The sequence below is a fragment of the Tropicimonas marinistellae genome, from assembly GCF_001509585.1.
GTDB lineage: Bacteria > Pseudomonadota > Alphaproteobacteria > Rhodobacterales > Rhodobacteraceae > Tropicimonas > Tropicimonas marinistellae.
The window spans coordinates 348,462-362,446 of record NZ_LNCI01000005.1; the positions used below are offsets into that span (position 1 = coordinate 348,462).

The following is a 13,985-nucleotide window of genomic DNA, read 5'->3' on the forward strand; positions in this document are numbered from 1 at the left end:
CGTTGCCGCCACCGGGAAGGCTAGCCGGGCGCGATCGGAAGCGTGTCCGCCGTGTCCCAGCTCAACCAGACCGCTGCGTCGTCCGAGAGCTGTGGCAAATCCCGGTCCCGGTCGATCACCTTCCATGTCACGCCTGCCACGTCGACGACACAGGTTGCCATGGAGCCGGCAAAGACACGCTGCACCAACCTCCCCGGCAGGATGTTGTCCGTATCTTCGGGTTGCTCCGCCGTCAGCCTGAGTGCTTCGGGCCGCACGGCCGCCGCGCGCATCCCGGACGGCAGCGCGACCCGCGCGCCCTCGGGCAGGATGTCGGGCAAGATGTTCGCCTCTCCCAGGAACCGCGCGGTGAAGGCATCCACCGGGGCGTTGTAGACCTCCCGTGGCGGCCCGGCCTGCACCAGACGGCCCTCGCGCAGGATGCCGATCCGGTCGGCCAGTGTCAGTGCCTCCTCCTGGTCGTGGGTCACGAAAATCGTTGTGATCCCAACCTCCCGCTGGATGCGCTTCAGCTCGATCTGCATGTCGACCCGAAGCGACTTGTCGAGCGCCGAGAGCGGCTCATCGAGCAGCAGCACCTTCGGGTTGGTCACGATGGCGCGGGCCAGCGCCACCCTCTGCCGCTGTCCGCCCGACAGCGCCTTGGGCTTTCGCTCTCCCAACCCTTCCAGTTGCACCAGTTCCAGCGCCTCGCCCACGCGCCGCCGCTCCTCCGCCCTCGGCACCTTCCGGGTCCGCAGCCCGAAACCCACGTTTTCGGCGACCGAAAGGTTGGGAAACAGGGCGTAGCTCTGGAACATCATCCCGATCTCCCGCTTCTCCACCGGCACCCGCTCCACCGGTTGCCCCGCGATCCGAACCTCGCCCGCATCGGGAAACAGGAACCCGGCGATCACCCGCAAGAGCGTGGTCTTGCCGCTGCCCGACGGCCCTAGCAGGGCGAAAAAACCGCCATTGACGAAATCAAGAGACACGTCGTCGAGCGCGGTCATTTCGCCGAACCGCTTGGTAACGCCGCGCACGGATACCTCGGCCATCAGCGATGTCCTCCGAAACTGAAAAATCGCGCCACCACCAGCATGAGCGCCATGGAACCCACGATTATGAGGGTGGAGACGGCGTTGATCTCCGGCGTGAACCCCTTGCGGATCGATGTGTAAATCAGCACCGGCAGCGTGGAATCCCCGGGTTTTGCCAGGAAATATGACACCACGAACTGATCGAAGCTCACCGCAAAGGCAAAAAGCGCGCCGGCCACCACACCCGGTGCGATCCAGGGCAACGTGACCCGCCGCGTGACGGTCCAGGGGTTTGCGCCAAGCGCCCGGGCGGCCTCCTCCAGCGTGCGGTCGAAGCTGACAAGGCGCGCATTCACCACCACGATGACGTAGGGCAGCGCCAGCGCAACATGCCCGATCAGCACCGCCGGGGTACCGCGCCCGACACCGATGGCAAAAAAGAAGATCAGCATGGCGGTGCCGGTAATGAGCCACGGGATGGCGATGGGCGGGAAAAGAAGAACCTGCAATATGCGCTTGCCGGGGAAGTCGTAGCGGAACAGCGCCAGCGCGGCGGAGGTGCCAAGTGCCGTTGCAATCACCGTGACCGCCAGCGCGATTAGGACGGAGCGGGTCGCGGCGGTCCGGATCGCCGTGTTCGAGGCAAGGTCCTCGTACCAGCGCGTGGAGAAGTCAAAGGGAAGTTGATAGAAGGGCGAGGCATTGAAGCTCATCGCCGCCATCACCAGGATCGGCGCATAGAGGAACACGAGCACGAGGCCCAGCCAGATCAGTCCCGCAATCCTGAGCGCGTTCATTGCATCCCCCGCCGCAGTACCGGGCTGGAAACCCCGAGGATCAGGAGAACGACAGCCAGCAGGATGAAGGAGAGTGCCGCGCCGAGCGGCCAGTTGAAGACAGCGACGAACTGATCCTCGATCACCGTGCCGTAATAGGTGCCGAACCGCCCGCCCAATATGCGCGGTTCCATGAAGGAGCCCACAACGGGCACGAAGACCAGCACCGCGCCGGCCAGCAGCCCCGGCAACGACAATGGAAGAACCAGACGCCACAGGATCGTCAGCCGCCGTGCCCCGAGCGACCGCGCGGCTTCCACGATATCGTCATCGATGGCCTGTAGCGCTAGGTAACTCGTCAGTATCACGTAGGGCAGATAAGAGTGGACCAGCCCGATCACGACGGCCGCCGGCGTGAACATCAGCGCGAGCCGCACGTCGCCGGGCCAAACCGCGTCCAGCGCACGGTCCAGCACCCCGTTTCCGCGCAGCACGATGGCCCAGGAGAAGATCCGCACGAGGGAATTCGACCAGAACGGCAGGATCACCAGCAGGAACAGCGCCTCTCGCGCCCTGCCCCGGATCTGCTTGGCGAGCACCAGCGCACAGGGGTAGCCGATGAGAATGCACGCGCCCGTCACCCAGAGCCCGAGCTTGATCGACTTCCATAGCAGTAGCGCGTAGGTGCTGGTTTCGAAAAACGCCCGGTAGTTGGACAGCGTCGCTTCAACCGGCTTGTCGCCGAAGGGGGCGGCAGTGAGAAAACTGAAGAACAGCATGGCCGAGAGCGGCAGGAAGACCGCCAGGGTCAGCCACAGGTAGGCCGGAGCCAGTAGCCTCGCTGCCCTGCGCCCATCGCCCGCGCTCAATGTCCCGGCCATGCGCCTTCAGCCTACTGCCGGGCCTTCAAACCCTGCCAGAGCGCAAGGTACTTCTCCCGCGTGGCGTCATCCACCGGGGCCTGGAAGGTCACGCGCGCCACGACGTCCGGATCTCCCAGAACGCGTTTGTTGAAGGAGTCGTCGGGCAGCGCATCCGCAGCGGCGGCATTGGCCGAGGCCGGCGCGCCCTCCTTGTCCCATCCCACGTAGAATTCCGGGTCGATCATCCAGTCGATGAAGGCCACGGCTGCCTCCTTCTTGGTCGAGCTGTCGGGGATCGACAGCCCATCGAGCCAGGCCACCGCGCCCTCCTTCGGCACCACGAATTCCACTGGAAGCCCCATGTCGGCGGAGCGGGCGGCGGAGCCCGACCAATAGGTCGCCACATCCAGCTCACCGGCGGCCATGAACTGGTTCCAGTCGTTTTCCGAACTCCAGAAGGTGCGGATCTGCGGCATCAACTCGGCGAGCTTGGCCTCCACCGCGTCCAGATCGGCAATGTCGTTGATGTCCTGTCCGGTCGCCAGCGCGCCGAACTGAACCACTTCGAGCGCATCGTCACGGATCGACACCCGCCCCTTGTGCGCCGGATCCCAGAAAACCTCGATGCTGTCGGGCACCGTTTCGAATGCCGCCGTGTTGACGGCGAACGACGTCAGCCCCCAGGTCCACGGCACGCCGAAGACCGCACCGTCGATCACCAGTTCGCTCTCAAGAAACCCGTCCGCGACGGTGCCGAAATTCGCCATGCCGGAGGTGTCGATTGCCCCGATCAGCCCTTCGTCCCTTGCCTGCCGGGTGAAGGCGGCGTTGATCAACACAACGTCGTAAGCACCTGGATTCGTGCGAAGTTTCGTCAGCATCTCCTGCTCGGAGGTGAAATACTCATGCACCACCGAATGCCCGGTCGCCTCTGCGAAGGCCTCCACCGCCCAGCCCAGGTCGGTGCCGTAGCCCTGCCAGTTGAGAACTCGGATTTCATCGGCCAAGGCCCCTGTGGCCGACAGCGCCAATAGAGACGATAGAAACAGGTGTCTGGTCATATTCATTTCCTCCTCATCGGATCTGCCTCGATGTCTATCCGCTGCTCCCTAGCCCAGCAATGCCAGGACGTCCGCCTGCGACGGTGCCGTCGCCGGGCCTTTCAGCGTCGTCGAAAGCGCGGCCGCGACATTCGCATATCGCGCGGCGTGCAATGCGTCGCCCGTTGCGTCGAGCCGCGCCAGAAAACTGCCAATATGCGTGTCGCCCGCGCCGTTGGTGTCCACCGCTGTCACCGCATGCGGCGCGACCTTTGCCACCTGCCCGTCGGTGGCCAGCCAACATCCCTCCGCACCGACGCGCAAAACCGCGCCCTGCCTGTTCTCGGCCAGCGCCTGTGCGGCCGCGCGTGGGTCCGAATACCCAGTCAGATGCGCCGCTTCCTGCGCATTGGCGCTGACCCACTCGGCACGGGCAAGCACGGGGCGTAAGACGTCCTGCGGGATTTCAGCAACCAGCGGACAGGGATCGAGCAGCAGCGGCGGCAGGTTTTCGGCCCGTGCAATCCACGCCGCGACCGCATCGCGGGCTCCGGCGTAGAGCAGCGTGTAGCCGGACACCATGACACGCGTCACGCCGGACAGATCCATCGCTTCCAGATCATCAAGGTTCATATGCCCCTCGGCCCCTTCGGCGGCAACGAACGTACGTTCGCCCGAGGGTTCGATGAGAACGGTGCAGCATCCGGTGTCGCGGGTCGCATCCCGTGACCGCGCGAGACCGATCCCCTCCTCCTCCAGTGCCGCGAGGACCCGCGCGGCAAACGGCCCCGTCCCGACAGAACCGCCGCACCGCGCCGCCATCCCCGCGCGACGCGCGGCAACCATGGCGTTGAACCCGCCGCCGGGGGACATGGAAAAACCGGTCACCACGGCCTCTTCACCGGACCGCGGCACCGCTGTGACGTCATAGAGAAGGTCAACGACCGGCCCTGTCATCTGCAAGAGCACGCTCACCGGCCGCGGACCCGCAAGGCCAGCAACGGCGCGGCCAGCCCATCCAGGTCGAGCGTGTTGGCCGCGCGCAACACCGTCAGCTTGTCCGCCGGCAAAGCGCCCGCGCCGCCGCAAGCACCGCAGATCGCGCCGGCAATCGCGCCAATCGTATCGGTGTCGTCGCCGATATTCGCCGCAAGGCACCCGGCCCTCCAACCGTCTCCCTCGGCGGCGGCGACGACCGCGAAGGCCGCCGGAACGGATTCGTGGCTGGCGACGGAGGTGCCGATGCGCTCCGCAATCGCCGCGGCGTCCCCCGCCTTGCCGACTTCCAACGCCGCCGCGATCCGGCTGGCCATGTCCGTTACACCGAAACGTTCGCCGTGGTCCTGCCCGAGGCGTGCCGCATCCAATGCCCCCGGAACGGCCGATTTCCAATCCGCACCCTCGACACCGGCGCTCACCATCGCCGCGACGGCCGACGCCCCTGCGATCGCTTCGCCTGTGTTGTGGGTGACGCGGCAGGTCTCCGCGACCCGCGCCACCAATCCCGCCGTGTACCGGGACGGTTGCGCAATCCCCACCGGTGCGATCCGCATCGCCGCCCCGTTGGTTGTCCCCCGCCTGCCGGTCTCGCTGACCGCCGTTCCGGAAAGGAGCCCGGTGAGCGCCGCCTTCGTGGAGGGCCCGAGCAGGTCGCGCAGCCCGCGGGATTTCACATCCGCCTCCCAGGTCAGCAGGTCGCGCGCCCAGCTTTCCGCATCGAACCCATCCGGAGAGGCGAGAATGCGACGCGCGAGCAAAAGGGCTTGTTCGGTGTCGTCGGTTATTTGCGCGGCCGTGAGCCCGTGGGAAACCGGGTGATCCTCGAAAGGCGCCACGAAATCGGCGATCACGCCGTATCGCGCGCGTATCTCCGCGCGGGTCAGCGTCTGCGACGGCATCCCGAGCGCATCGCCCAGTGCCAAGCCAAGCAATGCACCTTGCGCCCGGTCCATCGCAACCACTTCGCGTTCCGGCGCAACATTGCCCTGCAAATCTTTGATCATCAGGAAAAACGCCTCTGACTGGCGGTCGCGGCCATCGAACGCCCGTTTCCGTGTACTGTCAATGCCAAGCGCGCAGCACACGCTCGGGACGCAGACATTTGACGCAACGGCAGGCAAGGTGTCGCCGCTCGAAGCTCCGCAAAGACTTGCGGATTCCAAGGAATTTCGGCATGGGGCGCGGAACGAGGACATGTGGATGACAATCCTGACGAAGAGCGCCGAAACAGTGCACGCGATCACACGGCGCATGTGCCAATTGATGCTGGGGCTGATTTTCCTGGGGCAGCTTGCAGTTGTGATACTGCGCTATGTCTTCGGCGTCGGATTCATCGAGCTTCAGGACGCGGTCGCCTATAGTTTCGCAACGTTGGTGGTTCTGGGCCTGCCGCTTGCGCAAGCGTTGGACGTGCATGTCCGGGTCGATATCTTCCGGGCGCTGCAATCGCACAAGGCACAGCTGTGGACCGATCGCGTCGGTATCGTCGCGTTGTTGATGCCCCTCTTCGGCCTGACGATCTGGTGGGTCTGGCCCGATGTCGCCTACAGCTGGTCGATCCGCGAGGCCTCGACCGAAACCGGCGGCCTGCCCGGCCTGTACCTGATCAAGTCAATGCTGCCCCTCGCCTGCGCATTGATGATCCTTCAAGGGGTGTCGTCATTGGCCAAAGACCACGAGGACAGGCGCGATGCTTGAACACATCTGGCTGATCGTTCTCGGCTTGAGCCTGCTGGCCGGCATCCTCTCCGGCATCCCGGTCATGCTCGTTCTTGGCGGTGTGCCCATCGTGGTTGCCTTCGTTGCCTCGGCCTTTGGCGCCTTCGATCTCACCTTCCTGCAGGCTTTCCCGCAGCGTGCCTTTGGGGTGATGTCGAATTCCCTCCTGATCGCCGTCCCGCTGTTCGTGCTCATGGGCGTCATGCTGGAACGCTCCAGGGTGGCCGAACGAATGCTCACGCAGGTTGGCCGGCTGCTGGGCGGTACGCCGCGCGCCCTGACGCTTGCGGTTCTGTTGATTTCCACCCTGATCGCCGCATCGACCGGGATCATCGGCGCAACGATCGTGATGCTTGGCCTCATCAGCTTGCCAGCGATGCGCCGGGTCGGCGTGCCGGACGGGACCGCAAGCGGCCTGATTTGCGCCGCCGGCACCTTGGGCCAGATCATTCCGCCCTCCATTGTGCTGATCCTGCTGGGCGACCAGGTGGCCAATGCCTACCTCGATGCACAGCAACAGGCCGGCAACTTTGCCCCAGACGCGGTCACGGTGGGAGATCTCTTCGCAGGCTCCCTGCTGCCCGGCCTGGTGCTGGTGGCACTCTATGGCGTGTACGTTACCGTCAAACTCTCCGGCATGCCGGCACCGGACGACCAGCCGACGGAACGGGTTCGTCTGTGGGATGTGTGGCGGGAGGTTCTACCGCCCGTCCTGCTGATCCTCGCGGTGCTTGGCTCGATCCTCGCGGGCGTTGCGACACCGACCGAAGCCGCCGCCATCGGCGTCGCAGGTACCCTGCTCATCACCGCCGCGCGCGTCAGCGCGGCCAGCGAGGAGGACGCCTTGCCCGGCGGCGAGCATGCCCACGCCCCCGATGCGCGCCGTACCTCGGCCTGGTTGCGGCACACGATGTCTGCAACGGGCGCGGTCGGCTTCGCGCTGGTCGCCCTGCGTCTGAGCGGGGTGGCCCGGGTCGATCTCTCGGCCGCCGAACTCACCCTCAGCCCCGGTTCGCTGCTCGCGCTCGGACTGACCGTGTTGCTCGTGGCCGGACTGGCGCTGGCGGTGATCGTGCTTATCCGCGCGGGCGTTTTCGGCGCGGCGCTCGGACAGGCGGCACAGACCTCCGGCATGATCTTCGGCATTATCCTGGCGGCCTCCATGCTCTCGCTCGTGTTCCGTGGCTTCGAGGGCGATGAATGGGTGCGCGACGTGCTGACAAGCCTGCCGGGCGATCACCGCACCATGCTGATCTTCACCCTGCTGGTGATCTTCTTCATGGGATTCATCCTCGAATTCGTGGAAATCGTGTTCATTGTCATACCGCTGGTGGGGCCGATCATCCTGCAGGACGTGGACCCGGTCTGGTTCGCCGTACTGGTGGCGCTGAACCTTCAGACCTCGTTCCTGACCCCGCCTTTTGGCTTCGCGCTGTTCTATTACCGGTCCGCGGCGCCAGCCGATATCACCACCGGAACGATCTATCGCGCCATCGTGCCCTTCGTGCTGATTCAGATCGTCACACTGGGCATCGTTTTCCTCTGGCCGCCGCTTGCGACCTGGCTGCCAAAGGTGTTGTTTGGGTGAAAAGCAAAGCCGGGGCGAGACCCGCTCCGCAACAGGGAGAGATCACATGAAACGTCGTACATTCCTGAAGTCCGGTGCCGCAGCAGCACCGGCCGCAGCACTTGCCGCGCCGGCAATCGCGCAAGGTGTCATCGAGTGGAAGTGCCCCACCTCTTTCCCGGCCAAGGCGCCGGGCGTCGGCACCAACGCCGTGACTTTCGTTGAGCGCGTGAACGCCATGGCCGAAGGGCGGCTGCAACTCAAGCTCTACTCCGGTGGCGAACTGGTTCCGGCCTTCGCGGTGGAGGACGCGGTTCAGCAGGGCACCGCCGAGATCGGCCAGACCACGCCCTATTACAGCGCCGGCAAGAACTCCGCGCTGCACATTTTCACCAACATCCCCTTCGGCTTCAGCGCCGCGGAACTGTCCGGCTGGCTGCGCTATGGCGGTGGTCAGGAACTCTACGACGAGCTCTACGCCCAGCGGGGCATGATCCCGCTCTACTCGGGCAATTCCACCGTCCAGGCCGCTGGCTGGTTCAAGAACGAAATCACCAGCGTCGCGGACCTCTCGGGGCTCAACATGCGCATTGCCGGTCTCGGCGGCGAAGCGATGCGGAAACTCGGCGTGAACGCGGTTTTGCTTCCGCCGACCGAAATCTTCCCGGCCTTCCAGTCCGGCGCCATCGACGCTGCCGAATGGGTCGGCCCGATGCTCGACCAGGCCTTCGGCATGAACAAGGTGGCGAACTACTGCTACGCACCGGCCTTCCACGAACCCGGTGCGGGTCTGCACGTGGTCGTCAACAAGGATGCCTGGGACAGTCTCACACCCGATCTGCAGGCGATCCTTCGCAATGCCGCCGGTGCGGCAGAAGCCGAGACGATCAGCCAGTTCGAGTATTTCAACGCGATGGCCTTCAAGGCGCTGCAGGACAGCGGCGTTGAGTTCAAGGCCTTCCCCGAGGACGTGCTTGCCGCGCTCAAGGGCGCCGTCGACGAGGTCATGGCAGAACAGGCGGAGGCCAACCCGGACTTCGCCCGGTGCATGGAAAGCGTCAACGCCTACCTCGACGTCGCACGCCCCTATGGCGCTGCCTTTACCGCTCAGATGCTGTTGCAGCGCGCCTGAGGCGGCGTGACTCCATGATCGTCCAGTACCGCCGCGGGCATCTCCCGCGGCGGCTTTGCACATGGCGCAGCGCATCTACGGACGCCGCCCCCAAGCGCCAATCTCATAGGCAAATCGCCCAATCATGTGGCACTATTCTCGCGAAGCGCGCCCCAAGGCAGTCCGGTGGGCCATTGCCATTCTCTCCCGGCGGCCGGGGGGCTAGGTCTCTCCTTCGCAGGAACGGCGAGTGAGCCATGGCAAACAGACTATCAATTGTGGTTGTCGAAGCGGATCGCGAACGTGCGCGGTCGATCGTCGACAGCCTTCGCGATGCGGGCGACTTCGATATCTCCGTCATTTCGGAAGTCACCGGGCTCGCCCGACACGTGTCCAACCGCGATCCCGACGTCGTGCTCGTTGACATGACGAGCCCGTCCCGCGACAGCATCGAGGAGCTCACCCTCGCCTCCGGACCGCTCGAGCGCCCTGTTGCGATGTTCGTCGACCGCTCGGACGACGGGTTGACAAAGGCAGCCATCGAGGCCGGTGTCTCGGCCTACGTGGTGGACGGGCTGCGGCCAGACCGGATCAAGCCGATCATGGATGCCGCCATCGCGCGGTTCCACATGTTCCACCGCATCCGGTTGGAGCTTGAAACCACCAAGCGCGCGCTGGAAGAACGCAAGGTCATCGACAGGGCGAAAGGGCTTCTGATGAAAGCGCGCGGGATCGACGAGGACGCGGCCTATGCCCTGTTGCGCAAGACAGCCATGGACCAGGGCCGCAAGGTCGTCGACGTGGCCGAAGCCCTCGTGACAGCCGCGGGGCTGCTGTCATGAGCACGACGCCACTGGAGGCGGGAATTATTCCGCTGGTCGACGCCGCGCCGCTGATCATCGCGCGGGAAATCGGCTTCGCCGAAGAAGAAGGGCTGGACCTGCGTCTGCACCGGGCCCCGAGTTGGTCGAGCCTGCGCGATATGCTGGCGCTCGGCCAGATCGACGCCGCGCATATGTTGTCGGCCATGCCGGTCGCCATGGCGCTCGGGCTCGGCGGGTTCGCCGAGCGGATCGACGTTCTGAGCGTCCTGTCGGTCAACGGCAATGTCATCGGCTGCTCGCTCGACCTCGCGGCACGGATGCGGGCCGCCGGATACGGGTTCGATTTCGTCGACGCCACGGCGGCTGGCCGTGCATTGATCGCGGCCGCCGGCGACACCCCGAGAATTGGCGTGCCATTTCCGTTCTCCATGCATGCCGAGTTGCTCTACCATTGGCTTGGGGCGCTAGGGGTCCAGGCGCCCCAGGCATTGCGCGTTGTCACCGTCCCGCCGCCACTGATGGCGCAGGCAATGGCCGCGGGAGAGATCGACGCCTTCTGCGTTGGCGCGCCCTGGGGCTCCACGGCGGTCGAGGACGGCGTCGGCGAGCTTCTCCTGCCCACCACGGCGATCCGCGCCTTTGCCCCAGAAAAGGTTCTGGCGGTACGGCATACATGGGCCGAAGCCGAACCGGACCTGACGCGCCGCCTGATGCGGGCGGTCTGGCGCGCGGGCCGCTGGCTAGACCAGGAAGACAATTGCCTGACCGCTTCCGAGATTCTTGCTCGACCGGACTACCTGAACGTGTCGTCCGAGGTGGTCGAACGCTCGCTCACCGGCCGCTTGGTGATTTCCCCGCGTGGAGATCTGCGCAGCGTGCCGAACTACCTCGTATTCTTCCGCGGCGCCGCCGCCTACCCGTGGCGCTCCCAGGCCGCGCTCATGGCACACTCCCTGGCGGCCCGGTCCGGTCTGGACCGCGCAGCCGCCGTCAAAGCGGCCCGTTCGATCTTCCGCACGGACCTCTACCGGCAGAATCTTCGCGATCTGGGCGCCGAAATGCCCGGAGCAACCGACAAGGTCGAAGGCGCAATGCGCGACCCGACCGCCGTCGCCTCGGAAGCCGGCCACCTGATTCTGGAACCCGACGCGTTTTTCGACGGCTTCATTTTTGATCCAACCGGGGACGAATGACCAAATATTGCGCAGGAATTTCTGCGGTGCCGCGAAAACCGGGATCATGAACCGCTCCGCTTAGGAGATTTCGGGGCAGCCGTTGACAGTTTTTCTGCGAAGCGGCACAACATCCATGCACGGGGCAAAGGCGTCCCGTCACCCAATCCACCCTCAGTGTTGTGGGTATCCGAGCACAGCCGCTCGACCCCCTTGCTTCCTCCAGCAAGGACGGTCAGCGGCTTTTTTTGCGTTTTGCGGACCCCGACACGGGACAGAGACAGGATGACATCACCATGAAGAAGACCCTCGCATCATTGCTCGCCACCTCGTGCCTCACCCTGCCCGCCGCGGCCGAGATGCTGGACGTTGAGAAGGACGAGCTGACATTCGGCTTCATCAAGCTGACCGACATGGCCCCGCTCGCGGTCGCCTATGAAAACGGTTACTTCGAGGACGAAGGCCTTTTCGTCACGCTGGAAGCCCAGGCCAACTGGAAAGTGCTGCTCGACGGCGTGATCGACGGCCAGCTCGACGGCGCACACATGCTCGCCGGCCAGCCGCTCGCCGCAACCATCGGCTTCGGCACCGAGGCACATATCATCACCCCGTTCTCCATGGACCTCAACGGCAATGGCATCACCGTGTCGAATGACATCTGGGCGATGATGAAAGAGCATGTCGAGCATGACGCCGACGGCAAGCCGGTCCATCCGATCCCGGCCAGCGCGCTCAAGCCGGTCGTCGACCAGTTCGCCGACGAGGGCAAGCCGTTCAACATGGGCATGGTTTTCCCGGTTTCCACCCACAACTATGAACTGCGCTACTGGCTCGCCGCCGGCGGCATCAAGCCGGGCTACTACTCCCCCGAGGACGTGACCGGCCAGATCGACGCCGACGTGCTGCTCTCCGTCACCCCGCCGCCGCAGATGCCTGCTACCATGGAAGCCGGCACCATCTATGGCTACTGCGTGGGCGAGCCGTGGAACCAGCAGGCCGTGTTCAAGGGCATCGGCGTGCCGGTCATCACCGATTACGAGCTGTGGAAGAACAACCCTGAGAAGGTCTTCGGCATCTCCGCCGCTTTCCAGGAAGAGAACCCGAACACCACTATCGCCGTCACCAAGGCGCTGATCCGCGCCGCGATGTGGCTCGACGAAAACGACAACGCCAACCGCCCCGAAGCGGTGGAGATCCTCAGCCGCTCCGAATATGTCGGCGCCGATTACGACGTGATCGCCAACTCCATGACCGGCACCTTCGAGTACGAGAAGGGCGACAAGCGCGAAGTTCCTGATTTCAACGTGTTCTTCCGCTACAACGCGACCTACCCCTATTACTCGGACGCCATCTGGTACCTGACCCAGATGCGCCGCTGGGGCCAGATCGCCGAAGCCAAGCCGGATAGCTGGTACGACGAGGTCGCCAAGTCGGTCTACAAGCCGGAGATCTACCTCGCCGCCGCCGAAAGCCTGATCGACGATGGCTACGCCACCCGCGACATGTTCGATTTCGATACCGATGGCTACAAGGCGCCCACGCCCGCCGAGGATATCATCGACGGCATCCCCTACGACGGCCGCACCCCCAACGCCTACCTCGACAGCCTGCCGATCGGCCTGAAGGGCGAGCAGAAGGTCGTCGGTAACGAGGTGCAGGGCTAAACCTCTCGCCCCCCCCGAAGCCCGGCCCGTCGTCCCCTTCCTGACGCTGGCCGGGTGACGGTACGGCGGGTGGGGCGACGCTCTCAATGCAGCGAGCGTCGCCCCGCCACCCACGTGATCCCACGCAAGGACCTGAAGACATGACCGCCATCGACCCCGACAGCCTGAGTGCCGACGCGGCCCGCGAAGCCCGCCGCGCCCGTCTCTTCACCCGCATCAACAAGGCCGATTCCTGGTTCAAGGTCCTCGGTCTCAGCTTCATGACGCCGCTGCTCAAGGCCATCGCGGGCGACAACCCGAAGGCCCAGCTAAAGGAAGTCTGGCTCCTTCTCGGCGTGCCCGTCGTCGCCATCGCCGCCTTCCTCATGCTCTGGGCCACCCTTGCGCCGAAGGTGCAGACCTCTCTCGGCGCGGTGCCCGGCCCGGCCCAGGTCTGGGAACAGGTGATCAACCTGAACGAAGACGCCAAGCGCGAACGCGATAAAGAAGCGTCCTTCTACGAGCGCCAGGAAGAGCGCAACGCCAAACTCGAGGCCTCGGGCAAATCCGACAAGGTCAAGTGGCGCGACTACACCGGCAAGCCGACCTACTACGACCAGATCTGGACCTCCATCCAGACCGTCTTCTTCGGTTTCCTGCTGGCCACGCTCGTCGCCGTTCCGCTGGGTATCCTCGCCGGCCTCTCCCGCGTGGGCGACGCGGCCCTGAACCCGATCATCCAGATCTTCAAGCCGGTCTCGCCGCTCGCGTGGCTGCCCATCGTCACCATGGTCGTCTCCGCCACCTACACGACCAACGATGGCATGTTCACCAAGTCTTTCCTGATCTCGGCCATCACGGTGACGCTCTGCTCGCTCTGGCCGACACTGATCAACACATCCCTCGGCGTGGCCTCGATCGACAAGGATCTGGTGAACGTTTCCAAGGTGTTGAAAATGAACACCTGGACCAAGATCACCAAGCTCGTGCTGCCCTCCGCGCTGCCGCTCATCTTCACCGGCCTGCGGCTCTCGCTCGGTGTCGGCTGGATGGTGCTGATCGCGGCCGAAATGCTGGCGCAGAACCCCGGCCTTGGCAAATTCGTCTGGGACGAGTTCCAGAACGGCTCCAGCCAGTCGCTCGCCAAGATCATGGTCGCGGTCTTCACGATCGGCATCATCGGCTTCCTGCTGGACCGCCTGATGTACGCCCTGCAGTCGCTCTTCACCTTCTCGAACAATCGGTAAGCCAT

Annotated in this window: 13 protein-coding genes; 7 read left to right on the plus strand and 6 right to left on the minus strand. The window is 64.8% G+C overall.

Going from position 1 to position 13,985, the window contains the following annotated elements:
- Positions 1 to 20: 20 nt before the first annotated feature.
- From ARC39_RS12735 to ARC39_RS12760, 6 genes are read right to left on the minus strand one after another with little or no spacing between them, the layout of a single operon-like run.
- Positions 21 to 1,037, minus strand: a complete 1,017-nt coding sequence (locus ARC39_RS12735) for an ABC transporter ATP-binding protein (protein ID WP_068114985.1) — start codon at positions 1,035 to 1,037, stop codon at positions 21 to 23.
- The gene (locus tag ARC39_RS12740) at positions 1,037 to 1,816 is read right to left on the minus strand and encodes an ABC transporter permease (protein ID WP_068114988.1); all 780 of its coding nucleotides are present in this window, start codon (positions 1,814 to 1,816) and stop codon (positions 1,037 to 1,039) included. The genes ARC39_RS12735 and ARC39_RS12740 overlap by 1 nt, the downstream gene beginning before the upstream one ends.
- Positions 1,813 to 2,676, minus strand: a complete 864-nt coding sequence (locus tag ARC39_RS12745; protein ID WP_068114990.1) for an ABC transporter permease — start codon at positions 2,674 to 2,676, stop codon at positions 1,813 to 1,815. Before ARC39_RS12745 ends, ARC39_RS12740 begins: the two co-directional genes overlap by 4 nt.
- A gap of 11 nt (positions 2,677 to 2,687) precedes the next feature.
- On the minus strand, positions 2,688 to 3,719 hold the full coding sequence (locus tag ARC39_RS12750) for an ABC transporter substrate-binding protein (protein WP_149866412.1): 1,032 nt from the start codon (positions 3,717 to 3,719) through the stop codon (positions 2,688 to 2,690).
- Between the two features lie 48 nt (positions 3,720 to 3,767).
- Positions 3,768 to 4,673, minus strand: coding sequence for a PfkB family carbohydrate kinase (locus ARC39_RS12755; protein WP_236545249.1), 906 nt, complete (start codon positions 4,671 to 4,673; stop codon positions 3,768 to 3,770).
- A complete protein-coding gene (locus ARC39_RS12760; RefSeq protein WP_149866413.1) occupies positions 4,670 to 5,701 on the minus strand; it encodes an ADP-ribosylglycohydrolase family protein in 1,032 nt (343 codons plus the stop codon). The genes ARC39_RS12755 and ARC39_RS12760 overlap by 4 nt, the downstream gene beginning before the upstream one ends.
- A 196-nt stretch (positions 5,702 to 5,897) precedes the next feature.
- Between ARC39_RS12760 and ARC39_RS12765 the strand changes: the two genes are divergently transcribed.
- The 7 genes from ARC39_RS12765 to ARC39_RS12795 all read left to right on the plus strand — a co-directional run bounded on the left by ARC39_RS12765 (position 5,898) and on the right by ARC39_RS12795 (position 13,980).
- Entirely contained in the window at positions 5,898 to 6,395 is a 498-nt protein-coding gene (locus ARC39_RS12765; protein ID WP_161470967.1) for a TRAP transporter small permease subunit, read from the plus strand.
- Positions 6,388 to 8,004, plus strand: a complete 1,617-nt coding sequence (locus tag ARC39_RS12770) for a TRAP transporter large permease (RefSeq protein WP_068114997.1) — start codon at positions 6,388 to 6,390, stop codon at positions 8,002 to 8,004. The genes ARC39_RS12765 and ARC39_RS12770 overlap by 8 nt, the downstream gene beginning before the upstream one ends.
- A gap of 46 nt (positions 8,005 to 8,050) precedes the next feature.
- Positions 8,051 to 9,115, plus strand: coding sequence for a TRAP transporter substrate-binding protein (locus ARC39_RS12775; protein ID WP_068114999.1), 1,065 nt, complete (start codon positions 8,051 to 8,053; stop codon positions 9,113 to 9,115).
- Between the two features lie 236 nt (positions 9,116 to 9,351).
- Complete coding sequence (locus tag ARC39_RS12780; protein WP_068115001.1) at positions 9,352 to 9,936, plus strand: ANTAR domain-containing response regulator; 585 nt, start codon at positions 9,352 to 9,354, stop codon at positions 9,934 to 9,936.
- On the plus strand, positions 9,933 to 11,111 hold the full coding sequence (locus ARC39_RS12785; RefSeq protein WP_068115002.1) for an ABC transporter substrate-binding protein: 1,179 nt from the start codon (positions 9,933 to 9,935) through the stop codon (positions 11,109 to 11,111). Before ARC39_RS12780 ends, ARC39_RS12785 begins: the two co-directional genes overlap by 4 nt.
- Positions 11,112 to 11,386: 275 nt before the next feature.
- Positions 11,387 to 12,754: a CmpA/NrtA family ABC transporter substrate-binding protein gene (locus ARC39_RS12790; protein WP_068115004.1), complete on the plus strand. Its 1,368-nt coding sequence runs from the start codon at positions 11,387 to 11,389 to the stop codon at positions 12,752 to 12,754.
- Between the two features lie 140 nt (positions 12,755 to 12,894).
- Positions 12,895 to 13,980 (plus strand): ABC transporter permease, encoded by a 1,086-nt coding sequence (locus ARC39_RS12795; RefSeq protein WP_068115005.1) that lies wholly within the window; start codon positions 12,895 to 12,897, stop codon positions 13,978 to 13,980.
- Positions 13,981 to 13,985 lie beyond the last annotated feature (5 nt).

What these genes read in the sequence shown, in the direction of transcription:
- ARC39_RS12735 (WP_068114985.1), bottom strand. Translation starts at nt 1,037, where the DNA reads ATGGCCGAGGTATCCGTGCGCGGCGTTACCAAGCGGTTCGGCGAAATG.
- ARC39_RS12740 (WP_068114988.1), bottom strand. Translation starts at nt 1,816, where the DNA reads ATGAACGCGCTCAGGATTGCGGGACTGATCTGGCTGGGCCTCGTGCTC.
- ARC39_RS12745 (WP_068114990.1), bottom strand. Translation starts at nt 2,676, where the DNA reads ATGGCCGGGACATTGAGCGCGGGCGATGGGCGCAGGGCAGCGAGGCTA.
- ARC39_RS12750 (WP_149866412.1), bottom strand. Translation starts at nt 3,719, where the DNA reads ATGACCAGACACCTGTTTCTATCGTCTCTATTGGCGCTGTCGGCCACA.
- ARC39_RS12760 (WP_149866413.1), bottom strand. Translation starts at nt 5,701, where the DNA reads ATGATCAAAGATTTGCAGGGCAATGTTGCGCCGGAACGCGAAGTGGTT.
- ARC39_RS12765 (WP_161470967.1), top strand. Translation starts at nt 5,898, where the DNA reads ATGACAATCCTGACGAAGAGCGCCGAAACAGTGCACGCGATCACACGG.
- ARC39_RS12770 (WP_068114997.1), top strand. Translation starts at nt 6,388, where the DNA reads ATGCTTGAACACATCTGGCTGATCGTTCTCGGCTTGAGCCTGCTGGCC.
- ARC39_RS12775 (WP_068114999.1), top strand. Translation starts at nt 8,051, where the DNA reads ATGAAACGTCGTACATTCCTGAAGTCCGGTGCCGCAGCAGCACCGGCC.
- ARC39_RS12780 (WP_068115001.1), top strand. Translation starts at nt 9,352, where the DNA reads ATGGCAAACAGACTATCAATTGTGGTTGTCGAAGCGGATCGCGAACGT.
- ARC39_RS12785 (WP_068115002.1), top strand. Translation starts at nt 9,933, where the DNA reads ATGAGCACGACGCCACTGGAGGCGGGAATTATTCCGCTGGTCGACGCC.
- ARC39_RS12790 (WP_068115004.1), top strand. Translation starts at nt 11,387, where the DNA reads ATGAAGAAGACCCTCGCATCATTGCTCGCCACCTCGTGCCTCACCCTG.
- ARC39_RS12795 (WP_068115005.1), top strand. Translation starts at nt 12,895, where the DNA reads ATGACCGCCATCGACCCCGACAGCCTGAGTGCCGACGCGGCCCGCGAA.